This window comes from Streptomyces saintjeani, assembly GCF_055409605.1.
In genome coordinates, this window is sequence record NZ_CP189624.1 from 8,512,468 (window position 1) to 8,538,271 (window position 25,804).

The window sequence follows — 25,804 nt, forward strand, 5'->3', positions numbered from 1 at the left end:
CCCCCGCCCCTGGCCCTCGCCCCGGTGCCCCCTCCCTCGTCCGCACCTCCTCCCCAGGAAGCAGCCATGACCGAACCGATCCGCGTGGGCGTCATCGGAGCCTCCCCCGAGCGGGGCTGGGCCACGATGTCCCACCTGCCGGCCCTCACCGCGCTGCCGGACTACGAGATCACCGCCGTGGCCACGACCCGTACGGGCAGCGCCCGCCGGGCGGCCGAACGCTGCGGCGCCGCCCACGCGTTCACCGACCCGGCGCGCCTCAGCGGGCATCCGGACGTCGACCTCGTGGTCGTCGCCGTGAAGACCCCGGACCACGCCGACCTGGTCCTGCCGGCGCTGGACGCGGGCAAGCACGTCTACTGCGAGTGGCCGCTCGCCCGGACCACGAAGGAGGCGGAGGTGATGGCCGGGGCGGCGGCGCGGGCCGGCGTCCACCACGCCGTCGGCCTCCAGGCCCGCCACGCGCCCGCCGTACGGCACGCCCGCGCCCTGCTCACCGGGGGCGCGATCGGCAGGGTCACCGGCGTGAACGTGTACGCGGCGCGCGCCAAGGGCGTCGGCGGCACGATCACCTCCGACGCCGTGTACACCCTGGACCGCAGGAACGGCGCGGGCACCCTGGAGGTGGCCGGCGGCCACACCCTGGACCTCCTGGAGTTCCTGGCCGGACCGGTCACCCGCCTGTCCGCCGACCTGTGCGTGCGCCAGCCCCGGCTGACCGTCTCCGACACCGCCGAGAGCGTCGGCGTCACCAGCCCCGACCACGTCATGGTGCAGGGCCTGCTCGGCACCGGCGTGCCCGTCAGCGTCCACATCCACGACGGCAAGAGCGGCGACGCCCGCACCCGCCTGGAGTTCTCCGGCACCCGCGGCAGCCTCGCCGTCGTCTCCGAGGGCCCCGCAGCAGGGCACGGCATCCAGGTCAGCGACGTCCACCTGTACGAGGCGACCGCGACGGACACCACCTGGCGCCCCGTCGGCACGCCCCCGGAGCACCGCGCCCCCGTCGACGTCCCCGCCACCGCCGTACGCAACGTCGCCGAGCTGTACACCGCCCTCGCCGCCGACATCCGCACCGGCACCCGCACGGTCCCCGACTTCGAGACGGGCCTGCGCCTGCACGGCCTCCTCGACACGGTCCGCACGGCCGACGAGACGGTCTCGGGACAGGTCAGGGGGCTGTAGATGACCACCGCCGGCACCTTCCTCACCGCCCTCCTCGACGGCCGCCCCGACTGGGCCGACTGGACCACCCCGCCCCGCCTCGACCGCGCCGCACAGCTCCGCGCCGACGCCGCCGCCACCCGCCTCCTCACCTTCCTCGACACCGACGCCGACCTCGAAGCCGTCGAGCGGGACGGCGAGTTGCCCGAGGGGTTCCTCAAGGCGCTGCACGACGTGGGGGCGTTCACCCTGGGCGCGGGTGTAGACCTCGGCGGCCTCGGGCTCGGCGCGTACGACGTGTTCCGCGTCGTCGAGGCGGCAGCCACCCGCTCGGCCGCCGTCGGCTTCCTCCTGGGCGTGCACAACGGCATCGGTGTCGGCGCCTCCCTCCTGCCCGCCCTCCCCGAGGGGCCCCTGCGCGACCTGATCCGCCGGCACACCGCAGGCGGCATGATCTCCGGCTGGGCCGACACCGACCCGGAGGGCCAGGGCAACCAGTGGCCGACGGTCACGGCGACCCCCGCGTTCGACGGCGACGGCTACGTCCTGGACGGCGAGAAGCTGTTCATCAGCAACGGCCCCGTCGCGACCCTCCTCGGCGTCACCGTGACGGTCCGGGGCGCCGCGGAGGCGCCGCGCGTGGGCCTCGCGGTCGTCGACACCTCCGACCCCGGCTTCCGCGTCGAGGACGAGCTGGAGCACCTCGGCGTACGGGGCCTGCCGAACGGACGGCTGACCCTGAACGGCGTCCGCGTCCCCGACGCGCATCTCGTGACCGTCCCGGAGGGCGACCCCCGCCGCACCCCGGTGTTCGCGTCGGCGGTGATGACAGCGCGCCTGCTCATCCAGGCGGCCCCCGCGCTGGCGATCGCCCGCAACTGCCTGCGCTGGTCGGTGGAGTTCACCGCGCGCCGCCGGATCGACGGGGCGGGCCTGGGGGAGTACGACCTGACCCGCCGCACCCTCGCGCAGAACGCCGCCGACGTCCGGCTCATGGAGAGCACCACCCGCTGGGCGCTCACCGGACCCGCCCCGCAGGACCGCTTCTTCGAACGCCAGCTGGCCCGCAACATCTGTACGGACGCCTGCACGCGGGTGGTCGACCGCACCCTGTCCCTGATGGGCGGCGAGGGCATGGAGACCGCCCGCTCCAAGCGGGCCCGGGGCGCTCTCCCGGTCCCGGTGGAGCGCGCCTACCGCGACGCCCGCGTCCTGCGCACGGCGGGCGGCGTCGACTCCCTGGCCGACGTACAGACGGCGAGCGCGCTGCTGGCGCGCCGGACACCCGGCACGGCGGAACCGGCCCCCCACCAGGCCCCGGCGCGGGGCGAACTCTCCCCGCGCAACCGGCACCACTTCGACACCCTCACCGACCGCCTCGCCCGCTTCCCGGCCACCGTCGAGGCGGTCGCCGGGGCCGTCGCCGCCGACCCGCGCGCCCGCCAGTACCCGCTGCTGCTCCTCGGCCGCATCGCCCGCGAACTCTTCGGCACCGCCGCCGTCCTGGCCGCCGCCGCGCACGACGGCGAGCAGGCCCTCACGGACGCGCACTGCACCGCCGCCGAGGCCCGCCTGCGCGACCTGACCGCCCGCCTCGACGACCCGGAGGGCCCCGACCACGCGGGGATCGCCGCCGCCCTGCTGGCCGGCTCCGGACCGACGCCCGCGCCCTGACACCCGGCGACCCGCACCCGCCACCCCACCCCCGCAGGAGCCCGCCATGCCCACCTCACCCGCAGCCGAGGTATCACCGCTCCTCCCCGCCCCGCCGCCCCCGGAGCCCGAACTCCGCCCCGCGCACGAGATGTTCCTGGCGGTGATGGCCGCGCCGTACCTGAACCGCCCCGCTCCCACTTCGGGGAGGCATCGGTGACCGTCGGCAGGCTGACCGGCGGGGACGTCGAGGACTACCTGGGCCCCGCCGAGGGCCGCTACTTCGGCAGCGGCTTCCGGCGCGTGCGCCAGCGGCTGACCGCCATCGCCCTGACCGGCGGCCCGGAGGCCACGCGGGCGATGGCGACCGCGTCGGTCGGCTACCCGGGCGACTGGTCCGCGAAGGGCACCGGCGGGCTCGTCCCGCACCTCAGCACCATCGACGCCCTGGTCCTGGCCGCCCGCACCGCCGAACTCCTCCTCACCCACGCCTACGGCCTCGACACGGGCGCCCGCTCCCGGATGTGGCTGCGCCGGGTCGTGATCCGGGCCGGCGACCACCCGCAGGAGGACCTCGCCCGGCTCCCCGTGCACGGCACGGCCCGCCCCGCCGAGTCGGTCGCCGTCGCCGACGGCCTGCGCACCTCCGCCGTAGGCGTCACCATCGGCTCGATGCACGTGCGCTGCGAGGTCCAGCACGAGGACCAAGGCGGCTACCGCCCCTCCCCGAGCGCGCTGTACGAGGACGCCGACACGGCGCTGGGCGCGCCGGACGGCCAGTACTACGCCGAGCTGTTCCGGCGGCGCGGACAGCGCGTCACCCACCTCGCCGTCGACGCCCCGGCGGGAAGCGCGGACGCCGAGGTCACCCTCACGCCCGCGCCCGGCGAGAGCGCCGGCACCGGCCTTGAGGCCGCGTACGCGCCGAGCGCCTCGATGGTCGACGCGATCGCCGTCATGGGCCAGCTCGCCCAGATCCTGATGTACGAACTCGACGGCCTCACCCGCGGGGGCAGCGACACGCTCTGGCTGCGCCGCGCGGAACTCGCCACCGACCTGCCGCTGCGCGCCGTGGACCGCGCCTTCCCCGTGCACGCGCGGGTCGCCGACTCCCGGCTCGTCGACCTCGGCGACCACCAGTGGCGCGTCTGCGACCTGTCCTACGGCTTCCACGGCATCACCGGCACCTTCTCGGTGACCCACCGACTCCCCGACCGAGGAACGCGATGACTCCTCCCGCACGGCCGCGCAGGATCGCCGTCTCCGGCACCTACTGCACCGGCAAGACCACCACCACGATCGCCCTGGCCCACCTCACCGGCATACCCCGCACGCACGCGCGCACGATGCGCGAGATCCTCGCCGACGCCCTGCCCGGCAGGCGACTCGAGGAGTGCACGGCGCCGGAGCTGATCCAGCTCGGCATCCAGCGCTACACCGAACGCGCCGTCCACGAGTCCCGCCTCACCGGCGGCTTCCTCTCCGACGGCTCCTCGCTGCACGAGTGGGTCTACGGCAAGGTCCGCGTCCGCGCCGGCATCCACCCCACCGACGGCTACGACGCGAGCGACACGCCGCCCGACTTCTACGAGGAGGTCGTCGACTCCCTGGGCGCCGTGTTCCGGCGGCACGCGCGCACCGCGTACGACGTCTTCGTGCACCTGCCCGTCGAGTTCGACCTCGTCGAGGACGGCCACCGGCCCGTCTCGGAGCGGTTCCGCCGCATGTCCGACGAACTGCTGCGCACGACCCTGGACGACCTCGCGATCCCCTACCACGTCGTCGGCGGGCCGATCGAGGAGCGCCTCGCGACCATCGTCGACATCTTCGGCCTGCCGACCCGCATGGGTCTCACGCACGCCGTCGACCTCGCCTACGAGCAGACCGCTCGCACCGCCGCTCTCGCCTGACACCACCCGCCGCACCGCCCTCCCCAGGAGCACCCTTATGTCCGAAACGACTGACACCTCCGCGTTGTTCCGGCCTTTTTCCATCGGCTCCCTGAATCTGCCGAACCGGATCGTGATGTCACCGATGACCCGCGACTTCTCGCCCGGCGGCGTGCCCGGCCCGGACGTCGCCGCCTACTACGCGCGCCGCGCCCGGGGCGGGGTCGGCCTGATCGTCACCGAGGGCACGGTCGTCGGCCACCCGGCGTCCGCACCGACCCCGACCGTGCCCCGCTTCCACGGCGAGGACGCCCTCGCGGGCTGGGCGCGGGTCGTCGAGGAGGTCCACGCGGCGGGCGGCCGGATCGTCCCCCAGCTGTGGCACGCGGGCCTGGAACGCAAGGGCGACGGCGTCCCCGACCCGCACGTCCCCGCCGTCGGCCCCGACACGCTCACCGAGCCGGAGATCGCCGAGATCGTCGCCGCCTTCGGCCGGGCCGCCGCCGACGCCCGCCGCCTCGGCTTCGACGGCGTCGCCCTGCACGGCGGCCACGGCTACCTGATCGACCAGTTCCTGCGCCCCGGGACCAACCACCGCACCGACGCGTACGGCGGCGACCTGAAGCGCCGTACCCGGTTCGCCGCCGAGGTCGTCGCCGCCTGCCGCGCCGCCGTCGGCCCCGACTTCCCGGTGATCCTGCGGATCTCGCACTGGACGGTGACCGACTTCGACGCCCAACTCGCCTCAGGACCCGAGGAGTTGGCGGAACTGCTCGACCCGCTGGTACGCGCCGGGGTGGACGTCCTCGACTGCTCGGCCCGCCGCTTCTGGCTGCCCGGCTTCCCCGCCACCGGCTCCGAACTGAGCCTCGCCGGCTGGGTCCGCAAACTCACCGGCCTGCCCACGGTCGCCGTCGGCTCGGTGGGCCTGACCGGCAGCGAGTTCCTCACCACCCTCATCGAGGGCAAGGGCGCCGACAACGCCTCCCTCGGCGGCCTCCTGGAGCGCCTGGAACGCGACGAGTTCGACCTCGTCGCCCTCGGCCGGCTGCTCCTGTCCGACCCCGGCTGGCCGGCCAAGATCCAGGGCGGCCGGCACGACGAACTGCGCCCGTTCACCGCCCAGAGCCTCCTGAGCCTCGACTGACGCCCCCTCACCCGACCGGAGACCTGTCATGCGCGTCCTGTTCACGCTGTTCCCCGCGACCTCCCACCTGCACACGATGGCACCCCTCGCCTGGGCGCTGCACGGCGCCGGCCACGAGGTCGTCGTCGCCTGCGAGGCAGGCGCCCTCGACCCGGAGATCATCAGCAACATCACCGCGGCGGGCCTCACCGCCGTACCGCTCGGCGCCGCCACCGCCGGGCCGCCCCCGGAGGCCATGCAGCAGGGCCTGATGGCCTTCGCCGACGCCTGGCGCTTCGACCCGTCCCACCCCGGCGAGACGGCCGACTGGCACGCCGCGCGCGCCCTGCTCGGCGGGATGTTCTCGTTCGCCTACCCGGAGCCCGGCGAGGACGGCTCGTTCCTGGACGAGCTGATCGCGTTCACCCGCTCCTGGCAGCCCGACCTGATCCTGTGGGACACGCTGATGATCCCGGCGTCGATCGCCGCGCGCGTGACGGGCACCCCGCACGCCCGCATCGTCTGGGGCCTCGACAGCATCGCCGCCCTGCACGAACTCACCGAGGCCGAGACCCCCGGCCGCCACGACTGGCTGAAGTGGCTCGACCCGCTGCTCTCCCGCCACGGCCTCGCCTTCAGCGACGACACCCTCCTCGGCCAGTGGAGCCTCGACCTCGTCCCGCCCGCCATGCGGCCCCCGCTGAAGCTCCCCGCGATCCCCGTGCGCCGCCTGCCCTTCAACGGCTCCTCCGAGCTCCCCGACTGGCTGTACGGCGAACCGGAGCGCCCGCGCGTGGTGCTCACCCTCGGCGTCAGCCGCCGGATGATCGGCGGCGGCACCGTCTTCCCCGCGCCGGAGTTCCTGGAGCGCGTCGCCGAACTCGACGTGGAGGTCGTCGCGACCCTCGGCAGGGGCCAGATCGCCCCCGACGTGACGCTCCCCGCCAACGTCCGCACGGTCGAGTACATCCCCCTCAACCAGGTCCTGCCGACCACGTCCGTGATCGTCCACCAGGGCGGCACCGGGACGTTCACCGCCGCCGTCGCCCACCAGGTGCCCCAGCTCGTCGTCCCGGTCGTCGCCTGGGACGAGCCGCAGAACGCGCGGCACGTCGAGAAGACCGGCGCGGGCCTCGTCGCCGACACCGACGCCCTCGACCCCGACACCCTGAGCAAGCAGGTCGTCCGCCTCCTCGAAGAGCCGTCCTTCAAGGAGGGCGCGCGCCGCCTGTACGAGCAGACGCTCGCCGCGCCGGCCCCCACCGACGTCGTGCCCGTCCTGGAGAAGCTCGTCGCCCGGCACCGGGAGGAGGCCCGCGCGTGAGGATCCTCGTCACCGGAGCCGCCGGGTTCGCCGGCTCCCACTTCGTCCGCTCCCTCCTGGCCGGCGCCTACCGCGGCTGGGAGGGGGCCCGGGTCACCGCCCTCGACAAACGATCCGTACCCGAGCGCCACGCGCGCGTGGAGGCCGTCCGCGGCGACGTCGGCGACCCGTTCCTGCTGCGCGACCTGCTCCCCGGCCACGACGCCGTCGTCCACTTCGCGGACGCCACGCGCGCGGACACCGGGGAACTCGTCCGCACCAACGTCCTGGGCACCCACACCCTCCTCGACGCCGTCCGGGGCAGCGGCGTGGAACGCACGGTGGTCGTCTCCAGCGCCGACGTGTACGGCCCTCCCGAGGGCGACGGCGCCCCGTGGACCGAGGAACACCCCGTGCGCCCCGTCACCCCGTACGCGACCTCCCGGGCCGCCGCCGACCTCGTCGCCCGCTCCGCCTGGCACACCCACGGCGTCGACCTGTCCATCACCCGCTCCGCCGCCTGCTACGGCCCCCGCCAGCAGCCGGACCGCCCGCTCCCGCGCCGCCTCACGGCCCTCCTGGAAGGCACCCGCCCACGCCCGTACGACGACGCGCCGGACGTCACCGAATGGCTGCACGTCGACGACCACTGCCGCGCCGTCCACCTGGTCCTCAACCGGGGCCGCGCGGGCGAGACCTACCACGTCGGAGGCGAGGCGGTCGCCCCCGCCGCCCTCGCCGGACAACTGCACACTTTCACCGGCACGCGCGCGGTGGCGCACGACAGCGCCGTACCCGCGCGCACAGCGCTCGACGACAGCCGTATCCGCGACGAACTCGGGTGGGCGCCCGCCGTCCCCTTCGAGCAGGGGCTCGCGGACACGGTCGACTGGTACCGCGACCACCCCGGCTGGTGGACCGCCGCGCGCCACGCGCGCGAGACGACGACGGCAGCCGCCTGACACGCGAGGCCGAGGGCATGGGGACCCCTCGGCCACGCGCGCATTGCACCGCGCCATTGCCGAAGGTTCGGACTAATGGCACGGACCTTGTTCCCGTGCAACGGAAGGTCGCCCGAAGCACGCAGAGCACAGTCTTGCCACTTCCGGTAATCAGGAACAACCGTTCTTCCGAACAGTGGAAAGAAATCCAGGTTTACGGGCGTAGATCTCCGCCCTTAATAGAGCGACTCAACGACTAAGCGAGTCCGAGGTGCCCGAATCACGCCTGGTGCCCCCCTTTTGACTCACGCCGGAACGCACCCGGTGTCATATTCACGCGGCGCACGAAGAACTTGCCGAAGTTGGTCACCTCGGAGAATCCGAGCTGACGCGCGATCGCGTTGATCGGCAGGTCCGTGTGGACCAGCAGCCGGCGCGCCTCCAGCGCAACCCGCGCGTCGATCACGTCTTTCGTCGACGTCCCCGCGACCGCCCGGCAGGCCCGCGACAGCGCGCGCGTGGAGCAGCGCAGCGCCGCCGCGTACTCCTCGACCAGCCGGGTCGCCGCGAACGAACGGTCCAGCTCGCGGCGGAAACGCAGGAACAACTCGCCGTGCTCGCCGCTGAACGCGGACGCCTTCTCCCTGTGCCGCAGCCGGCACATCTGGTCGATGTGCAGCAGGGCGACGGCCAGCAGATGCTTCAGCAACTCCTCGCCGAGCCCCTGGTCGGGCCGCGTGAACTCCTCTCCCAGCAGGTCGAGGACCCGCCGGAACGCGGCCAGTTCACCCTCCCGCAGACGCCAGTGCGAAGGCCGCAGGACGTCGTCGAGCATTCCCATGTGCGCACTCATGTGCAGCGGGAACGCCTCCGTGAACATGATGACGTCCGCATCCAGCTCCGGGTCCGCGGTGAACTGCACGACCTGATTGGGGCGCGTCCACAACAGCGTTCCCGGCCGGATCGCGAACCGGTCGGAGTCGATGGAATAGTTTCCTCCGCCTTCCGTCACGAGCAGGATCTGATGGAAGTCCAGACGGTGCGGACGGGAGAGGAACTCCACGTCTGCGAAGGTGCACAGCGTGCTCAGCGAGGTGACCGCGAGACCGAGTCCGGGCCGGCAGACGGGCGAGAAGGGGACGACGGGGATCGCTAACGATGCGAAATCGACCATGGGCGTTCCGGAATCGACCTTTCTCACTGCTCTTGAGGGTTCAATCATAGACATGGTCGCCCGATGCCGGATCACTTCTGGTTCCCTCACGTGCTGTCAGGTGCCCGCACGTGTCAACACGCATCCCCGTAAGCACCCTTGTCATGAAGGTGAAAGGAACCTGAACGGGATGACCACTCCCCACTCCTCCCCGGAGCGTTCGGTCGTCGACCGGACGCTGAGCATCCTTGCCGCCTTCGACCCGGACAGCCGGACCCTGTCCCTCAGCGACATCAGCCGGCGCTGCGGCCTGCCCGTCGCCACGGTCTACCGCATCGTGAACAAACTCCACAGCTGGGGCGCCCTCGAACGCTCCCCCGACGGCGGCTACAGCATCGGCCTGCGCCTGTGGGAGACCGCCTGCCTCGCCCCGCGCGTCTCCCACTTCGTCGAGGCCGCCCACCCCCATCTCGTCGCCCTGGCCCAGCAGACCTCGGCCGCCGCGACCATCGCCATCCGCGACGGCCGCGAGAGCCTCTGCCTCGCCTTCGTCTCCGACGACCCCCACCACGCCGCCGGCGGCAACCTGGAGCGCCGCCGCGTCCCCCTGCACGCCACCGCCGTCGGCCTGGTCCTGCTCGCCCACGCCGACGAGACCGTCCAGCAGGAGGCCCTGGCGCCACCCCTGCGCGCGTACACGCAGGCCACCGTCACCGACGCCGGCGAAGTGCGCCGCGGCCTCGTCCGCGTGCGCAGGGAGGGACACGCGTTCCTCCACGGCGCGTACGCGCCGGGCCGCAGCAGCCACGCCGTACCCGTGCGCGACGCGCGCGGGACCGTCGTCGCGGCCCTCGGCGTGATCGGACCGCCCGAGACCGTCCAGCCCGCGCGCACCGCACCCCATCTGCACGCGGCGGCGGGCGCGATCGCCCGGGGGCTGCGCGCGGACGGCTTCACCTGGACCGAGATGGGAGCCTGACATCAGCGCGGTGCGCGAGGGGCTCCGGCCGGGTAGGACTGATCCGGACGACCCCTCGCGCCCGCCCCGGAAGACAGGCAGACAGCAGACGATGACGGACCCTCAGGACTCAAGCACCGCCTCGGCCCGCGTGCGCGCCCGGAAGGACGCGATATGACCCACCTCGCCGTCATCGACATGCAGCACGTCTTCGCCGATCCCACCAGCCCCTGGGCCGCACCCCGCTACCGCGAGGCCGCGACCGGCGTACGGCGCCTGCTGCCGGCCTTCGAGGGCGGGGACGACGTCACGTTCACCCGCTTCGTCGCCCCCGGGGAGCCGGCCGGCGCCTGGCGCGCGTACTACGCGCAGTGGCCGTTCGCCCTCCAGCCGGCGGACGCCGCCCTATGGCATCTGACGGATGGTTTCTGCGCCTTCGCGCCGCAGGTCCTGGACGTCTCCGCCTTCGGCAAGTGGACCCCCGCACTCGCCGCCCGCGTCGCCCCGCACGGCCGCCTCGTCCTCGCCGGCGTCAGCACCGACCGCTCCGTCCTGTCCACCGCGCTCGCCGCGGCCGACGCGGGCGTCGAGGTCCTCGTCGCGGCGGACGCGTGCGCGGGGGCCAACGACACGGCACACGCGAAGGCGCTCGACGTGATGGACCTCTACCAGCCGCTGATCAAGGTGACGACGGTGGCGGGCGTGAGGGCACTGCTGGGACGCTGAGGGGCCGACGGGGCGTCAGGAAGGGTGCTGCTGGGCGGAGGAGGGGGCGCCGCGGGTCGGGACGGAAGAACACGGGGTCTCCCGAGGTTCTTCAGGGGCGCGGGGAACTGCGCGGGCAACCACGACCAACCGGTGGTCACCCGGCGACAGTTCACCCCCTTCGCTCAGGCGGCCTGCGAAGCCGAACCCGCCCGATGGGCCAACTCCTGCCGCACCAGCGGCAATACGAACCGCGCATAGTCGATCGCATCGTTCAGCGGGTCGTACCCCCTGATGGACAGCAGGTCGCACCCGATGTCCACGTAGTCCAACAGCGCCTTGGCGACCGTCTCCGGCGACCCCACCAGCGCGGTGGACGCCCCCGCCGCATTCGTCGCCACCGCCGGTGCGGTCCACAGGCAGCGGTCGTGGACCTCCCCTCGTCCCGCGATGTCGAGAAGCCGCTGCGACCCCACATTCGCAGGCCGCCCCCCGGTCTTGTCATGCCGCGGCAACTCCGTGTTCCTGGCCTGCTCCTTCAGCACCCCGAGTGTCCGGTACGCCTTCTCCCAGGCGAGTTCATCGGTAGCCGCGATGATCGGCCGGAAGGACACCCAGATCCGGGGCCGGGCCCGCCCCGCCGCATCGGCAACGGCATTCACGGAAGCGATCTGCTCGGCGGTCTCCTTCAGCGGCTCACCCCACAACCCGAAGATGTCCCCCTGCTGTCCGCCGACCCGGTACGCATCCCGCGAGGACCCCCCGACAGAGATCGGAATCAGCCCGTTCACCGGCTTGACGTCGGAGTGGTACCCCTCGAACCGGAAGTACTTCCCCTCGTGGGAGACAGGCCCCTCGGCCTCCCACACCTTCCGCAGGATCCGGATGTACTCGTCCGACCGCTCGTACCGCTCGACCTTGCCGAGGTAGTCCCCCTCCCGACGCTGCTCCTCTTCACTCCCCCCGGAAATGATGTGCACGGTCAACCGCCCCCGGCTGATCCGGTCCAGCGTGGCGAGAGCCCGGGACGCGTGGGTCGGGAAGATCACGCCGGGCCGGTGGGCCAGAATGGGCCGCACCCGCTCCGTGTGCGTCGCGACGAACTGCGCGATCTGGAACGCGTCCGGCGAAGCCGAGTGGTACGCGACGAGCGTGTGGTCGAACCCCCCGTCGTCCAACGCCCGCGCGTACCTGCGGAGATGGCCGACATCGAGGCCGGTCCGGCTCGCGGCGGCCGGTCCGGTGGCCCCCGCGTCGGTGTGGACCGCGCTGATGAACTCGACAGGCATGATGGTCAACTCCCTGGAGCGAGAAGGTCACTTGAGGACGGACGTGTCGGCCGCCGAGGCCACCTCGACGTTGGGCTCCAGCACCCCGATCCCGTTCATGAGGTCGGCGACGCCCTGCACGGTCGCGTCGATCTCCGGTGTCACCGGCAGGACTTGGCTGTACGCCGCCGACGCGAGCGTCCTCGCGACCGCCGCGTCCGCGCCGTTGCGGTCCTGGATCGCCCGCGCGTACGCGTCCTGGTGCGTGCTCGTCCACTTCAGCGCCGTACCGAGCCGCTTGAGGAAGTCGCCCAGCGCCGCCTTCTTCGCCGGGTCCGCGAGCGTTTTCTCCGCCGCTCCGATGAAGCCGTAGCCGCTGACCCTGCCGTCCGCGCCGTCGACGATCAGCCTGCCGCCCTGGTCCAGCGCCACCGCCTGGTAGACGCCGAAGATTGCCCAGACCTTGATCTTCCCCGACGCGAACGCCGCCTGCGCGTCCGTCGGCAGGAGGTACTGCACCTGGACGTCCGCGTACCTGAGGCCCGCCTGGCGCAGCGCGTTCGCCAGGAGGTACTCCGCGATGCTGCCCTTCGCCGAGGAGACGACGACCTTCCGCCCCTTCAGGTCCGCGACGCTGGTGATCCCGGAGTCCTTGCGTACGACGATCCCCACGTGCCGGCCGTCGTTCTTCAGCGCGGCGACGTTCTTGAACTTCACACCCCCGCTGAGCGCTTGGAGCGTCGGCAGGTCCGCCGCGTACGTCGTGTCGGCAGCGCCCGCCTGAACCGCCTGGAAGAGCGGGGCCGCGCCCTCGAACTGAGCCCACTTCACCGTGTAGTCCGCGCCCTTGAGCGCGCCCGACGCGGCGGCGATCGTCTGGAGCGTCTTCGCCTGGTCCCCGATCGTCAGGGTGACCTGGCCCTTCGACGAGGACGCGTCCGCGTCCCCGCCGCACGCGGTCAGGGACAGCAGGGCGGTGAACGTCAGAGCGGCGGCTGCGAGTCGGCGGATCACGAGGGGGTTCCTTCCGGAGTGCGGGTGACGCCGAGCCGGCCCAGGAGGCGGGCGCGCAGCGATACGAAGCCGGGGGCCATGAGGTCGCGCGGGCGGGGGAGGTCCACCGTCACCTCGTGCGCCATACGGCCCTCGTCCATCACGAGGACGCGGTCCGCCAGGAGCAGCGCCTCCTCCACGTCGTGCGTGACCAGGAGGATCGCGCAGCCGTGGGAGTGCCAGAGGTCCGCGACCAGTCGCTGCGCCTTGCCGCGCGTCAGCGCGTCCAGCGCGCCGAACGGCTCGTCCAGCAGCAGGAGTTCGGGTTCGCGCACCAACGCCCTTGCCAGCGAAACCCGTTGGGCCTGGCCGCCCGAGAGGGTCTTCGGCCAGACGTCCGCCCGCTCCGCGATCCCGACCTCGCCCAGTGCCCGCAGCGCCAGGTCGCGGTCCGCCCTTCCCGGCAGGCCGAGGACCACGTTGCGCCACACCTTCAACCACGGGAGCAGACGCGGCGACTGGAACGCCGCACTGCGCTTCAGCGGGACCGTCACCTCGCCGTCGATCTCCTCGTCGAGCCCGGCGAGGATCCGCAGCAACGTCGACTTCCCGCACCCGCTGTGCCCGAGCAGCGCCACGAACTCGCCGTCCCGGACGTCGAGTCGCAGGTCGTGCAGGACCGTGTTGCCGTCGAACGACTTCGAAAGCCCCCTGATCTCAACGCTGTTGCCCATCTCTACTCCTCCCCCTCGAAGTTGGCCCGCCACCGCAGCAGCCGCCTCGACAGCACCCGCACCGCGAAGTCGCAGGCGAGCCCCAGCAGCGCGTACACGGCGAGACACAGCACGATCACGTCCGTACGGAAGTACTGCTGCGCGTCGCTCATCAGGTGGCCGAGCCCGGCGTCCGCGTTGACCTGTTCGGCGAAGACCAGCGCCAGCCATGCCGTCGACAGGGCGTACCGGAGCCCCACGAGGGCACCGGGCAGCGCGCTCGGCAGGATCACGTACCGGATCAGCCCCAGCCGCCCGAGCCCCGTCATCCGCGCGGCCTCCACGAGCCCCGCGTCCGTCGAGCGGATGCCGCCGTAGAGGTTGAAGTACAGCGGGTACGTCACACCGAGCGCGACCAGCGCGATCTTCGGGGTCTCCTCGATGCCGAACCACACGATGAACAGCGGGATCAGACCCACCCACGGGATCGCCCGGAACATCCCCATGGAGGAGTCGATGACGTCCTCCCCGAGCCGGAACAGCCCCGCCAGCAGCGCCAGCGTGAGCGCGACCACGGCACCGATCACGAACCCGGTCGCCGCGCGCCGCCCCGACGCCGCGATGGCGCTGGGGAGTTCACCCGACCTGGTCAACTCGACGGCCTGCCCGAGGACATCGACCGGCGACGCCAGCACCGACTCCGGCAGCAGCCCCGTCGCCGACGTGAGGAACCACAGCAGCACGAGCCCGACCGGCCCCGCCGAACGCCGCACGGAACGCGGCACCTTGAACCGCCGCCCCGACCTCGCCGACCCGCGCAGCGTCACGCGGGACGCGGCGGGGGAGGGCACGTCCGAAGCCGCCCCGGCCGTGACCGTCACACTCATGCCAACCCCTCAGCGATCGGGGCGAGTTCGGGGGAGAGGCGCAGGCGTTCCAGGAAGAGGACGACCGTCGCGGCGGCCGTGCGGTGCGGCGCGTCGTTCAGGACGTCGTGCCGCCCGCCCCGGAAGGTCACCAACCGCACGGCGTGGTCGGCGTACACGGCGCGCGCCGACTCCAGCGGGCTCACCGTGTCGTCCGCGCCGTGCAGTGCCAGCACCGGGACGCGCACCAGGTCGAGGCGCGGGGTGTCCGGGGCCTCGCCGAGAGCGCCCCGGCGGAAGTCCGGGTCGTTCGTGAGGCGGCCCCGGTGCGTCGGGCAGGCCGTGCGCGCCTCGGCCTCCTCCTCCCAACTCCCCGCGCTCCAGGGGCGGGTGGGCAGACCCGAGAGGATCAGCGCGGCCACGCCCGGGTGGCCGGCGGCGAGCTGTACGGCGTACGAAGCGCCCGTGTCCGAGCCGACCAGGACCTTCGGGCCCGGCAGCGACTCGTCCGCGAGCAGCTTCGCCGCCTCGTCGAGGACCGCCGGGTCGGTGGAGGCGTCGCCGAGGGCGCGGACCCGGTACGCGTCGAAAGCCAGGCGGCGGCCGAACCGCTCGTACACACCGCCGTGTTCACCACGGCCCGCCAGCATGATCAGCGTGCCGCGCGCCGCGAGACCTTCGGGCTCGTCCCAGGAGAAGGGGGTAGCAGAGGGCATGGGTGGACCACTCCCGTGAAGAAGGAAGAAGGCAGGAGGAAGCGGCCGTCACGCGCCGGTCGGCGCGTACGGATCAGCCGCGGGGGAGAAAGAGGTTCAGCGACAGCGCGCGCTGCACGCGACGCCGAAGTCGATGACTCGGCGCTGCGTCAGAAGGGCAGCGGAAGGGGCCGTGAACAGCATGCGTTCATGATGACCGGACGTGACCGGATGCGTCCAACGACGATTCGATATCGAAACCGATCAGTCATCGCGATCGATCACGTCGAGCGGTTACGGTCACGGCATGTCCCGACCCGTGCTCGACATCGTGGCCCTGCGCAGCCTCACCGCGATCGCCGACCACGGCGGCTTCCACCGCGCGGCCGAGACGCTCGCGCTGAGCCAGTCCGCCGTCAGCCAGCACGTCCGGAAACTGGAGAAGGCCCTCGGCCGGCCGGTCGTCGAACGCGCGGGCCGGGGCACGCGGTTCACCCCGGCCGGGCGCGCCCTCGTCGAACAGGCCCGGCGGATCCTCGCCGTCCACGACGAAGCCGTCCGCACGCTCCTCGACGTCGAGAGCGACACCATCACCATCGGCTCCACCGAACACGCCGCCGACCAGTTCCTGCCCCGCCTCACCGCCGCCGTCCGGGCGATCCGCCCCGGCTGCCGCGTCCGCTACCGCATCGACCGCTCGGCCCGCCTCGTGGAGGCGGTGGAGCGGGGGACGGCCGACGTCGCCGTGTACGTCACGGAGGCGGCGGCGACCGAGGGCACCCCGGTCGGCCGCCTCCCCCTGGCCTGGTACGCCCGCCCCGGCTGGCAACGCCCCCCGGCCCCCGCCCCGATCCCCCTCGTCGCCATCGAGGACCCCTGCGCGATCCGCCGCCGAGCGATCGCGACCCTGGCGGCCCACGGCGTCCCGTCGACGGTGGTCGGCGACGCCGGCTACCTGGCGGGCGTCCTGGACATCGCCCGCACGGGCCAGGGCGTGGCCCTCCTCGCGGCAGTGGGCCAGCCCCCGGACGGCCTCACCCCCTGCCCCGGCCTCCCTCCGGTCCCCCCGATCCCGATGAGCGCCCTCGCGAGCCCCGGCACGGACCCGGCGACGGCACAGGCGGCGTTCGAGGCGGTGCGGGGGCTGCTCACGTGAACCGGCCCATGCCTCCTGCCCCTGCGGAAAACCTCACCCCTGGTCCGGCGCCTGCCCCAACCCCCGCGCCAACGCCGCCCGCTGCAACGGCAGCACCTCCGCATGCACCCCCCGCCCCTTCGCCGTCAGCGACACATACACCCCCCGCCGGTCCTCGGCGCACACCGACCGCTCGACGAGCCCGTCCTTCTCCAGCCGCCCGATGAGCCGCGACAGCGCGCTCTGGCTGAGGTGGATGCGGCCGACGAGGTTCTGTACGCGGCACTGGTCGCCGTGGCGCGGCGTCTCGGCGGCGAGGAGGTCGAGGACCTCGAAGTCGCTGGCGCCGAGGCCGTGGGGGTGCAGGGCGCGGTCGATCTCGCAGAGCGTGCGGGCATGCACCGTCAGGATGTCCCGCCACCGGTCCTCAAGGTCCGCCGCGGTCGCGTTCGCTGCCATGAACCGACCGTAACACCGAAACGAACGGTCAATGATCGTGCAACTTGTGCGGATGCATGTAGTGGTCAGGCAACCGGGTCCTGGAGGAGTCCGACGAGGTTTCCGTCCGCGTCCTTCACCGACGCGACGAGCCGCCCGTTGCCGACGTCCTGCGCGTCCTGGAGGAGTTCGGCGCCCGCGTCCAGCAGGGCGGCGAGGCGCTCGCGCAGGTCGGTGACGTGCCAGTAGGGGACCGGCCCGGTCATGCCCTTGCCGTGGCCGCCCGGGTCGAGGCCGACGTCCTGGCCGACGGCCTTGTACCCGACGTAGTACGGCGTGTCCGCGTACGGCTCGACGCCGAGCAGCGCGCCGAACACGGCCTTCGCGCTGGTCAGGTCCTTGACGGGGTAGATGATCGTCTGGAGTCCGGCGGACATGGGGTGCTCCTCGTGGGTCTGGGCTCGTGCTGTGCCCACCACGCTAGGCCGGGCGCCGGAGATCCGCTTCTCCGATCCTGACCGGTCGTACGGAACACGAAGAAGGGGGTGCGAGCTCCCCCGCGGCCCGCACCCCCTTCCCCCGTCCTGCGGCAGGCGCGTCCCACCCTCCCGGCGGACACGCCCACCCGTCTCACGTCACGTCGAGTCCCGCTTCACCAGCTCCGTCGGCAGGATCACCGCCGCCGGGTCCTCCCCGCCGATCTGCGCGAGCAGCACCCGCACCATCTCGCCGCTGATCCGGTCCCACGGCTGGCGGATCGTCGTCAGCGCCGGGCTGGAGGCGACCGCTGCGGGCGAGTCGTCGAACCCGCCGACCGCGACGTCCTGAGGCACCCGCCGTCCCGCGTCCCGCAGCACGGACAGCACGCCCTGCGCCATGAGGTCGGACGCGACGAACACGGCGTCGAGGTCGGGCGCCCGGTCGAGCAGCGCCCGCGCCCCCGCCTCCCCGCTCGTCCGGCTGTAGTCCCCGGACACGACGAGCCGCTCGTCGTACGCGATGTCCGCCTGCGCGAGCACCTCCCGGTACCCGGCGAGCCGCTCCACACCGCCCGGCGTGTCCAGCGGCCCGGTGACGACACCGATGCGCCGGCGACCGAGGGACAGGAGATGGCGGACCATGTCGCGCGCGCCGTCACGGTCGTCGGCGGCGACGTACGAGACCTTCGAGCCGATCCCGATCGGTTTGCCGCAGGCGACGAGGGGTACGCCGGCCTCCCGCAGCTCCTGCGCGATCGGATCGCCGGAGTGGCTGGAGACGAGGAGCACCCCGTCGACGTGCCCGGCGGTGATGTACCGCGTTATGCGCCGCCGCTCGTCCTCGGTCGCGGCCAGCATCAGCAGCAGCGGCACGTCGTGCGTGGCCAGCGCCTGGGTGCAACCCCGCAGCAGGACATTGAAGTTGGGGTCCTCGAAGAACCGTTCCTGAGGCTCCGTCAGCAGGAAGCCGACGGAGTCGGAGCGGCCGGTGATCAGCGAGCGCGCGTGCCGGTTGACGACGTAACCGGTCCTGCGGATCGCGGCGTTGACCGCCTCCTGTGCCGAAGGGCTCACGTAGTGACCGCCGTTGAGGACCCGCGAGACGGTGCCCCGGGAGACACCGGCCTCGCGCGCCACGTCGTGGATGGTCGGCGGCTTGCGCCTGCCCCCCGGAGTGCTCATGGTCATGACTTTACGGCCCCGGACAGCAGATCCAGGCTCCAGAACCGCTGGATGACCAGGAACAGCGCCACCAGCGGGATCACCGCGAGGAACGCGCCGGTGATCACCAGCGTGTACAGCGCGGGAGCCGCCGCGCCCTGCTTCAGGAGCGTGAACAACCCGAGCGTGATGGGGAACTTGGTGTCGTCGCTGAGCATGATGTACGGCAGCAGGAAGTTGTTCCAGATCGCGACGAACTGGAACAGGAACACCGTCACCAGACCGGGGACCATCATCGGCAGCGCGATCCGCGTGAAGATCCGCCACTCGCTCGCGCCGTCCATCCGCCCGGCCTCGACGACGTCCGCCGGGACGGCCGCGCTCGCGTAGATGCGCGCCAGGTAGACGCCGTACGGGGAGAGGATCTGCGGCAGCATCACCGAGATGTACGAGTCGGTGACACCGGCCTTCGCCATCAGCAGGTACTGCGGGATGGCGAGGATGATCGGCGGCATCAGCACGCCCGCGAGCAGGATGCTGAACATCGACTCGCGGCCCCGGAACCGGTAGACCGCGAGCGCGTACCCGCTGAACGCGGACACGGCCGTCGACAGCAGCGCGCCGACCCCGGCGTAGAGGGCCGAGTTGGCCATCCACTGCCAGTAGACGCCGTCCCGGTAGGCGTTGAGCTCCTTGACGTTGTCGACGAAGCCCGAACCCGGCCAGAACGTGAACGTGGAGAAGAGTTCGCCGCCGGACTTGGTGGACGCGATGACCACCCAGGCGACGGGCAGCAGACAGTAGACCGCCCCGATCAGCAGAGCGACCGTCGGGACCAGCGCGATACGGCTGCGCAGCGGCGGCTTCTTGTGCGCCGTACCCGTCGCGTCGGCGGCCGAGGGGACCTTCTGGACGGCAAGAGAACTCATCGGGCTCCCTCCTCCTGCTTGGAACGGCGGTTCGCGGCGCGCAGGAAGCCGAAGGAGAGCACCAGCGTGGCGAACGCGATGATCACGGCCTGGGCGGCGGCCCGGTAGATGTCACCGTTGCCGAAGGCGTCCTGGTAGACCTTCATCAGCGGACTCCACGTCGTGGACACGGAGTTGGTGAGCGGTTTGAGGGTCGTCGGCTCGTTGAACACCTGGAGCGTGGCGATGATCGAGAAGAAGAACGTCAGCACCAGCGACGGCGCCACCATCGGGATCTTGATCCTCAGCGCGATCTGGAGCGGCGTCGCCCCGTCGAGTTTCGCGGCCTCGTACACCTCGGCCGGGATCGCCTGGAGCGCGGTGTAGATGACGATCATGTTGAAGCCGGTGCCGCCCCACACCGCGATGTTCGACAGCGCGAGGTACAGCGGCCCGCCGTCCAGCAGGTCCGGCTGCGGCATCCCGAGCCTGTCGAGGATCCAGTAGAACGGGCTGACGTCCGGCAGGTACAGGAAGCCCCACAGCAGGGCGGCGACCACACCGGGAATGGCGTACGGCAGGAAGATCGCGAGCCGCGTGAACGGCGTGAACCGCACCTTGTCCGCGTCCAGCATCAGCGCGAACAGCAGCGCGAGGCCCAGCATCACGGGGACGACGATCATACCGTACCCGACGACGCGCAGCGCGCCGTGCAGCAGTTCGCTGTCGGAGAGCGCGTCGGTGTAGTTCTCCAGTCCCGCCCACACCTCTCTCCGCGCACCGGACCCGAGGCCGAGGCCCGAGACGTGCACCTTGCGGAAGCTGAGGTAGACCGCGTACCCGATGGGCAGCGCGAAGAACAGGGCGAACAGGACGATTCCGGGAAGGAGGAAGGCGTACGGGGCCGACTTGACCCCGTACGACTGCCGGCGTGCGGTTTTCACTCGGAGACCTCGAAGCCCTGCTTCTTCATGTCGGCGACGGTGTCGGACTGCATCTTCGCCAGCGCGGCGGAGAAGTCCGACTTGTTCTTGGCGGCGGCGGCGAACGCGTCCTTGAACGTGGTGTACGCGACGTTGACGTTCGGACCCCACGCGGAGGGCGCCGTGGTCTTGGCGACGTTCGCCGCGACCTTGTAGAAGTCGGGCTGGTTCGCGAAGTACTCCGGCGGGGTGGTGAAGGCGCCGGAGAGCTGCGCGGAGGTGGACGCCGGGTAGATGCCGCCCTCCTTGGCGAGCGCGTTGAGGGCGTCGCCGTCCGTGTTCAGCCAGGCGGCGAACTTCGCGGCGGCCGACTTGTGCTTCGAGTCGGTCGTCACGCCGGTCGAGGAACCGCCCCAGCTGCCGGTGGTGTTGTCGCTCGCCGACCACTGGGGGAGCGGGGCCACGGCCCACTTGCCCTTCGTGGAGGGCGCGGCGGAGGCCAGCGTGCCGGGCGCCCACACGGCGGAGACCCAGGCGATCTGCTTGCCGGTGTCGAGCGCCTTGTTCCAGGCGGGCGTGTACATCGGCTGGTTGTCGATCGCGCCCTCCTTGACGAGGCCGCCCCAGAAGTCGGCGACCTTCTTCGTCGCCGCGTCGTCGATGCCGACCTTCCACTTGTTCCCGGAGGTCGTCCACCACTTGGCGCCGGCCTGTTGGGCGAGGCCCGCGAAGAGGCCCGAGTCGTTCGCGGAGAACGTCGTCAGGTCGGTGTCCGGGGACTTCTTCTTCAGCGCGCGGGCCGTCTCGGCGAACTGCTCCCAGGTGGTGGGGACGGTGAGGCCGTACTGCTTGAAGAGGTCCTGGCGGTAGTAGAACATCATCGGGCCGATGTCCTGCGGGATCGCGTAGACCGCGTCCGTGCCCAGCGTCGTCTGCTGCCAGACGCCCTCGGCGAACTTGGACTTCGCGTCGCCGACGTTCTTCGCGATGTCCGCGAGCGCGTCGTTGGAGACCAGCGTGGGCAGCGCCTGGTACTCGGCCTGCACCAGGTCGGGGCCGTTGCCCGCCTTGTGCGCGGTGAGGATCTTGGCGACGAGGTCGTCGCCGGACGCCTGCTTCTGGACGGTGACCTTGATCTGGTCGGCCTTGCCGGGACCGTCGTTCCACAGTTTGACGACCTTGTCCATGCCGGGCGTCCAGGTCCAGTACGTCAGCGAGACCGGACCGGAGGACTCGGATCCACCGTCGTCGTCGGACGATCCGCACGCGGCGAGCGCGGTGGCGCCGAGCGTGACGGCGATGGCGGTTGCCACGAGGCGACGGCGCTTCGTGTTCGGCATGGAACTCTCCCCTGACCTGGGCCCCACGCCTCACGCGGGGGCCTGCCATGCGATGGCACGACCTCGGACACTGCCCGTCGCAGTGCCCCGTCATGCTTCTGTGAGCGTTCACAGTAGAGAAACATCCCGGACACTTGTCAATGGTTGTTGCTGTGCGGTTATGTTGGGCTTCGAACGCCGCAGCGGTCTGTGCACGTTCCCAAATGATCGATTAACCGGGAGAGATCCATGCCGGACACCAGCCCCCAGGGCCTCACCAGGCTCGCCTTCGGCGGGGACTACAACCCCGAGCAGTGGCCGGAGAGCGTCTGGCAGGAGGACGTCCGGCTGATGCGCGAGGCCGGCGTCACCATGGTGAGCGTCGGGATCTTCTCCTGGGCCCTGCTGGAGCCCGCGCGCGGGCAGTACGACTTCGGCTGGCTCGACCGGATCATCGGCCTGCTCCACGACAACGGCATCCGTGTCGACCTCGGCACCCCCACCGTCGTCCCCCCGGTCTGGTTCTACCGCGAGCACCCGGGCGCCCTCCCGGTCGCCGCCGACGGCACCCGCTACGCCTTCGGCTCACGCGGCGCCATCTGCCACAGCAACGCCGACTACCGCGCCGCCGCCGCGAACATCACCACCCGGCTCGCCGAGCGCTACGCCGACCACCCGGCGCTCGCGATGTGGCACGTCCACAACGAGTACGGCGTCCCCGTCTCCGCGTGCTACTGCGACTCCTGCGCCGCCCACTTCCGCCGCTGGCTGGAGACGACGTACGGCGGCATCGAAGCCGTCAACGCCGCCTGGGGCACGGCCTTCTGGGGCCAGCGCTACGCGAGCTTCGAGGACATCACCCCGCCGCGCACCGCGCCGACCGTCGGCAACCCGGGGCAGGCCCTGGACTTCAAGCGGTTCGCGGACGCCACGATGCGCGAGAACTTCACCGCCGAGCGCGACATCCTGCACCGCCTCGCGCCGGGCGTGCCCGTGACGACGAACTTCATGACCGCCCTCAGCCAGTGCGACTCCGTCGACTACTGGGCCTGGGGCCGCGAGGTCGACATCGTCACCAACGACCACTACCTGATCACCGACGGCCGCCGCACCCACGTCAACCTCGCGATGGCCGCCGACCTCACCCGCTCCGTCGGCGGCGGCGCCCCCTGGATCCTCCTGGAGCACTCCACCTCGGGCATCAACTGGCAGCCCCGCAACCCCGCGAAGGCGCCCGGCGAGATGGCCCGCAACTCCCTCGCGCACGTCGCGCGCGGCTCCGAGGGCGCCATGTTCTTCCAGTGGCGCCAGTCCCGGCGCGGCGCCGAGAAGTTCCACTCCGCGATGGTCCCGCACGGCGGCACCGACACGCGCGTGTGGCGCGAGGTCGTCGAACTCGGCGCGTCCCTCGACGCGCTGAACCCGATCCGCGGCTCCCGCACCGAGGCCGACGTCGCCGTCCTGTGGGACTGGCAGTCCTGGTGGGCGCAGAACCTCGCCTGGCGCCCCAGCCAGGACGCCGACCCGCGCGAGCGCGCCGACGCGTTCTACGAGGCCCTCTACGACCGGCACCTCACCGTCGACTTCGCCCACCCGGAGTCCGACCTGTCGACGTACCCGCTGGTCGTCGTCCCCGCCCTCTACCTGATGACCGAGGCCGCCGGGAACAACCTCCGCGCGTACGTCGCCGGCGGCGGCACCCTCGTCGTGTCGTTCTTCTCCGGCATCGTCGACGAGCACGACGCCGTCCACGACGGCGCCTACCCCGGCGCCCTGCGCGACGTCCTCGGCCTCACCGTCGAGGAGTTCTCGCCGCTGCTGGCCGGAGAAACGGTACGGCTGACCGGTGCGGACGGCGCCGAGCTGACCGGCGACGTGTGGAGCGAGTTCGTCGTCCCGCGCGGCGCCGAGACCGTGTGGTCCTTCGCCGACGGCCTCGCCGCCGGCCGGCCCGCCGTCACCCGGCACCGGCTCGGCGAGGGCACCGCCTGGTACGTCTCCACCCGCCTCGGCGCCGAGGGCCTCGACACGGTGCTGGCGCGCGCCGCCGACGACGCCGGGATCACGCCGCGCGACCTGCCCCGGGACATCGAGGTCGTGCGCCGGTCCGGGGAGAACGCGGACTACCTGTTCGCCATCAACCACACCGCCTGTGACGTCAAGGTGCCGCTGGAGTCCGCCGGCACCGAACTCCTCACCGGCGAGAACGCCTCCGGTCACCTCGCCGTTCCGGCGGGCGCCGTGCGCGTCGTACGGCTCGACGGCTGAGCCGGCCACCGACTCCCCCTTCGCCCGTGGAGCCGCGAGCCGCGGGCGGAGGGGGTCCCTCGCACCTGTACGGTCCCGCAAGGGGCTTGAGCCTCGTGAGGGGCTTGAGGTTGTCAGGTGCGGGACACTCCACCCCCATCACGTCGAAGGGACGACGGACGACGATGTTCCATCCCAGACGCACTCTCCAGGCCCTCATGCTGCCGCTGGCCGCGGGCCTCGCCCTCACCGCCCTGCCCGCGCAGACTGCTGCCGCCGCCTCCACGCTCACCAACGGCGGCTTCGAGTCCGACGGCACCGGCACCGCGACCCCCGCCGGGTGGTCCACCTACTCGGCCGGCGGCCAGAACTCCGCCTCCTTCACCGAGTCCGGTGGCCACGGCGGCAGTTACCGGCTCACCCAGTGGGCGTCCAGCGCCTACAAGGTGGAGACGTACCAGTACCTGTCGGGGTTGACCAACGGGAACTACACGTTGACCGCGTGGGTCCGCTCCGGTGGCGGGCAGAACGCGGCGTACATAGCGCTCAAGGGGTGCGGGAGCGCCGAGCAGCGTACCGACATACCGGTGTCGTCCAGTGGTTGGATCCGCATTGTCACGCCGGTCAACGTGACGAACAACCAGTGCACCATCAGCATCAACAGTGACGCCAACGCCGGTAACTGGATCAATGTTGACGACCTGTCGTTCAGTGCAGGGACCACCGGTACATCGATCCATGGTGCCGACATCTCCTCCCTCGCCAAGAGCGAGGCCAAGGGCGGCGTCTACAAGAACGCCTCCGGCACCAGCGGCGACGCCCTCGGCATCCTCCGCGACGCCGGCATGAACTACGCGCGCCTCAAGGTCTGGGTCAACCCCGCCGACGGCTACAACGACAAGGCGCACGTCCTGGCGATGGCCAAGCGGATCAAGGCGTCCGGCATGAAACTGCTGGTCGACTTCCACTACTCGGACACGTGGGCCGACCCGGGCGCGCAGTCCAAGCCGGCCGCATGGGTGGGCCATACATACAGTCAACTCAAGACGGACGTGTACAACCACACGTACGACGTGTTGAACGCGTTGAAGGCTCAAGGCACCACCGCCGACATGGTCCAGGTGGGCAACGAGATCAACGGCGGCATGCTGTGGAACGAGGGATCGACCAGCAACTGGTCCCAGCTCGCCGGACTGCTCAACAGTGGATACGACGCCGTCAAGGCGGTCAACTCGTCCACCACCGTCGCCCTGCACCTCGCCAAGGGCGGCGACCTGTCCGGCACCCGCTGGTGGTTCGACAACGCCGTCTCGGGCGGCGTCAAGTTCGACGTGATCGGCCTGTCGTACTACGGCTACTGGCACGGCCCGCTGTCCGACTTCCAGACGACCCTGGACGACGCGGCGGCGCGGTACGGCAAGCCGGTGTTCGTGGCGGAGACGGCGTACCCGTTCACGCTCGCCCAGGACGACTCGCTGGAGAACCAGATCGACCTGAGCAGCGAGCTGGTGAGCGGCTACCCGGCCACGGTCGCGGGCCAGACGAAGTGGATGAACGACGTCGCCAGTATCGTCGAGGCGGTCCCGAACGGCCGTGGCCTGGGTGTCTTCTACTGGGAGGCCACCTGGACCGCCGTCACCGGCAACGGCTGGGACCCCAAGGACGCCGCCTCGGGCAACGGCTGGGAGAACCAGGCGCTGTTCGGCTACGACGACAAGGCGCTCGGCTCGATGACGTGGTTCAAGCACCGGTAGCCCCTCTTCGGGT

Annotated in this window: 25 protein-coding genes; 13 read left to right on the forward strand and 12 right to left on the reverse strand. The window is 71.8% G+C overall.

What is annotated here, in order from left to right:
* Positions 1-66: 66 nt before the first annotated feature.
* From ACQCO7_RS38030 to ACQCO7_RS38065, 8 genes are read left to right on the forward strand one after another with little or no spacing between them, the layout of a single operon-like run.
* A complete protein-coding gene (locus ACQCO7_RS38030; protein WP_464076073.1) occupies positions 67-1,185 on the forward strand; it encodes a Gfo/Idh/MocA family protein in 1,119 nt (372 codons plus the stop codon).
* Complete coding sequence (locus tag ACQCO7_RS38035) at positions 1,186-2,838, forward strand: acyl-CoA dehydrogenase family protein (RefSeq protein WP_464076074.1); 1,653 nt, start codon at positions 1,186-1,188, stop codon at positions 2,836-2,838.
* 46 nt (positions 2,839-2,884) lie between these two features.
* The gene (locus tag ACQCO7_RS38040) at positions 2,885-3,037 is read left to right on the forward strand and encodes a hypothetical protein (protein WP_464076075.1); all 153 of its coding nucleotides are present in this window, start codon (positions 2,885-2,887) and stop codon (positions 3,035-3,037) included.
* Positions 3,034-4,047 carry an AvrD family protein gene (locus ACQCO7_RS38045; RefSeq protein WP_464076076.1) on the forward strand — a complete coding sequence of 338 codons (1,014 nt, stop codon included), beginning with the start codon at positions 3,034-3,036 and terminating at the stop codon, positions 4,045-4,047. The genes ACQCO7_RS38040 and ACQCO7_RS38045 overlap by 4 nt, the downstream gene beginning before the upstream one ends.
* A complete protein-coding gene (locus ACQCO7_RS38050; protein ID WP_464076077.1) occupies positions 4,044-4,727 on the forward strand; it encodes an AAA family ATPase in 684 nt (227 codons plus the stop codon). Before ACQCO7_RS38045 ends, ACQCO7_RS38050 begins: the two co-directional genes overlap by 4 nt.
* A 37-nt stretch (positions 4,728-4,764) precedes the next feature.
* Positions 4,765-5,853 carry an NADH:flavin oxidoreductase gene (locus tag ACQCO7_RS38055; RefSeq protein WP_464076078.1) on the forward strand — a complete coding sequence of 363 codons (1,089 nt, stop codon included), beginning with the start codon at positions 4,765-4,767 and terminating at the stop codon, positions 5,851-5,853.
* Between the two features lie 28 nt (positions 5,854-5,881).
* The gene (locus tag ACQCO7_RS38060) at positions 5,882-7,156 is read left to right on the forward strand and encodes a nucleotide disphospho-sugar-binding domain-containing protein (RefSeq protein WP_464076079.1); all 1,275 of its coding nucleotides are present in this window, start codon (positions 5,882-5,884) and stop codon (positions 7,154-7,156) included.
* Positions 7,153-8,097, forward strand: a complete 945-nt coding sequence (locus ACQCO7_RS38065; protein WP_464076080.1) for a dTDP-glucose 4,6-dehydratase — start codon at positions 7,153-7,155, stop codon at positions 8,095-8,097. The genes ACQCO7_RS38060 and ACQCO7_RS38065 overlap by 4 nt, the downstream gene beginning before the upstream one ends.
* Before the next feature lie 259 nt (positions 8,098-8,356).
* Here ACQCO7_RS38065 and ACQCO7_RS38070 read toward each other — a convergent pair whose 3' ends face one another.
* Positions 8,357-9,250 carry a helix-turn-helix domain-containing protein gene (locus ACQCO7_RS38070; RefSeq protein WP_464076081.1) on the reverse strand — a complete coding sequence of 298 codons (894 nt, stop codon included), beginning with the start codon at positions 9,248-9,250 and terminating at the stop codon, positions 8,357-8,359.
* A gap of 169 nt (positions 9,251-9,419) precedes the next feature.
* On the opposite strand from ACQCO7_RS38070, the gene ACQCO7_RS38075 reads away from it, so the two are divergent.
* Together ACQCO7_RS38075 and ACQCO7_RS38080 are read left to right on the forward strand one after the other, a co-directional pair.
* Complete coding sequence (locus ACQCO7_RS38075) at positions 9,420-10,208, forward strand: IclR family transcriptional regulator (RefSeq protein ID WP_464076082.1); 789 nt, start codon at positions 9,420-9,422, stop codon at positions 10,206-10,208.
* A 153-nt stretch (positions 10,209-10,361) separates the two neighbouring features.
* On the forward strand, positions 10,362-10,913 hold the full coding sequence (locus ACQCO7_RS38080) for a cysteine hydrolase family protein (RefSeq protein ID WP_464076083.1): 552 nt from the start codon (positions 10,362-10,364) through the stop codon (positions 10,911-10,913).
* A gap of 164 nt (positions 10,914-11,077) precedes the next feature.
* Here ACQCO7_RS38080 and ACQCO7_RS38085 read toward each other — a convergent pair whose 3' ends face one another.
* From ACQCO7_RS38085 to ACQCO7_RS38105, 5 genes are read right to left on the reverse strand one after another with little or no spacing between them, the layout of a single operon-like run.
* The gene (locus ACQCO7_RS38085; RefSeq protein ID WP_464076084.1) at positions 11,078-12,181 is read right to left on the reverse strand and encodes an LLM class flavin-dependent oxidoreductase; all 1,104 of its coding nucleotides are present in this window, start codon (positions 12,179-12,181) and stop codon (positions 11,078-11,080) included.
* A 27-nt stretch (positions 12,182-12,208) separates the two neighbouring features.
* The gene (locus tag ACQCO7_RS38090; protein WP_464076085.1) at positions 12,209-13,174 is read right to left on the reverse strand and encodes an ABC transporter substrate-binding protein; all 966 of its coding nucleotides are present in this window, start codon (positions 13,172-13,174) and stop codon (positions 12,209-12,211) included.
* The gene (locus ACQCO7_RS38095) at positions 13,171-13,887 is read right to left on the reverse strand and encodes an ABC transporter ATP-binding protein (protein ID WP_464076086.1); all 717 of its coding nucleotides are present in this window, start codon (positions 13,885-13,887) and stop codon (positions 13,171-13,173) included. The genes ACQCO7_RS38090 and ACQCO7_RS38095 overlap by 4 nt, the downstream gene beginning before the upstream one ends.
* Before the next feature lie 2 nt (positions 13,888-13,889).
* The gene (locus ACQCO7_RS38100) at positions 13,890-14,753 is read right to left on the reverse strand and encodes an ABC transporter permease (RefSeq protein WP_464076087.1); all 864 of its coding nucleotides are present in this window, start codon (positions 14,751-14,753) and stop codon (positions 13,890-13,892) included.
* Positions 14,750-15,448 (reverse strand): alpha/beta hydrolase, encoded by a 699-nt coding sequence (locus ACQCO7_RS38105; RefSeq protein ID WP_464076088.1) that lies wholly within the window; start codon positions 15,446-15,448, stop codon positions 14,750-14,752. Before ACQCO7_RS38105 ends, ACQCO7_RS38100 begins: the two co-directional genes overlap by 4 nt.
* A 286-nt stretch (positions 15,449-15,734) precedes the next feature.
* Between ACQCO7_RS38105 and ACQCO7_RS38110 the strand changes: the two genes are divergently transcribed.
* A complete protein-coding gene (locus ACQCO7_RS38110) occupies positions 15,735-16,583 on the forward strand; it encodes a LysR family transcriptional regulator (RefSeq protein ID WP_464076089.1) in 849 nt (282 codons plus the stop codon).
* Between the two features lie 33 nt (positions 16,584-16,616).
* Here the strand turns inward: ACQCO7_RS38110 and ACQCO7_RS38115 are convergent, their stop codons facing one another.
* The 6 genes from ACQCO7_RS38115 to ACQCO7_RS38140 all read right to left on the reverse strand — a co-directional run bounded on the left by ACQCO7_RS38115 (position 16,617) and on the right by ACQCO7_RS38140 (position 21,811).
* Positions 16,617-17,021, reverse strand: coding sequence for a MarR family winged helix-turn-helix transcriptional regulator (locus tag ACQCO7_RS38115; protein WP_464076090.1), 405 nt, complete (start codon positions 17,019-17,021; stop codon positions 16,617-16,619).
* Between the two features lie 65 nt (positions 17,022-17,086).
* On the reverse strand, positions 17,087-17,437 hold the full coding sequence (locus ACQCO7_RS38120) for a VOC family protein (protein WP_464076091.1): 351 nt from the start codon (positions 17,435-17,437) through the stop codon (positions 17,087-17,089).
* Positions 17,438-17,635: 198 nt separating this feature from the next.
* A complete protein-coding gene (locus ACQCO7_RS38125; RefSeq protein ID WP_464076092.1) occupies positions 17,636-18,667 on the reverse strand; it encodes a LacI family DNA-binding transcriptional regulator in 1,032 nt (343 codons plus the stop codon).
* Positions 18,664-19,569, reverse strand: coding sequence for a carbohydrate ABC transporter permease (locus ACQCO7_RS38130; RefSeq protein ID WP_464076093.1), 906 nt, complete (start codon positions 19,567-19,569; stop codon positions 18,664-18,666). Before ACQCO7_RS38130 ends, ACQCO7_RS38125 begins: the two co-directional genes overlap by 4 nt.
* Positions 19,566-20,492, reverse strand: coding sequence for a carbohydrate ABC transporter permease (locus ACQCO7_RS38135; RefSeq protein ID WP_409116149.1), 927 nt, complete (start codon positions 20,490-20,492; stop codon positions 19,566-19,568). Before ACQCO7_RS38135 ends, ACQCO7_RS38130 begins: the two co-directional genes overlap by 4 nt.
* The gene (locus ACQCO7_RS38140; protein WP_464076094.1) at positions 20,489-21,811 is read right to left on the reverse strand and encodes an ABC transporter substrate-binding protein; all 1,323 of its coding nucleotides are present in this window, start codon (positions 21,809-21,811) and stop codon (positions 20,489-20,491) included. Before ACQCO7_RS38140 ends, ACQCO7_RS38135 begins: the two co-directional genes overlap by 4 nt.
* Positions 21,812-22,039: 228 nt before the next feature.
* Here ACQCO7_RS38140 and ACQCO7_RS38145 point away from each other — a divergent pair, with 228 nt between their 5' ends.
* Together ACQCO7_RS38145 and ACQCO7_RS38150 are read left to right on the forward strand one after the other, a co-directional pair.
* Positions 22,040-24,058, forward strand: a complete 2,019-nt coding sequence (locus ACQCO7_RS38145) for a beta-galactosidase (RefSeq protein ID WP_464076095.1) — start codon at positions 22,040-22,042, stop codon at positions 24,056-24,058.
* A 164-nt stretch (positions 24,059-24,222) separates the two neighbouring features.
* Positions 24,223-25,791: a glycoside hydrolase family 53 protein gene (locus ACQCO7_RS38150; protein WP_464076096.1), complete on the forward strand. Its 1,569-nt coding sequence runs from the start codon at positions 24,223-24,225 to the stop codon at positions 25,789-25,791.
* Positions 25,792-25,804 lie beyond the last annotated feature (13 nt).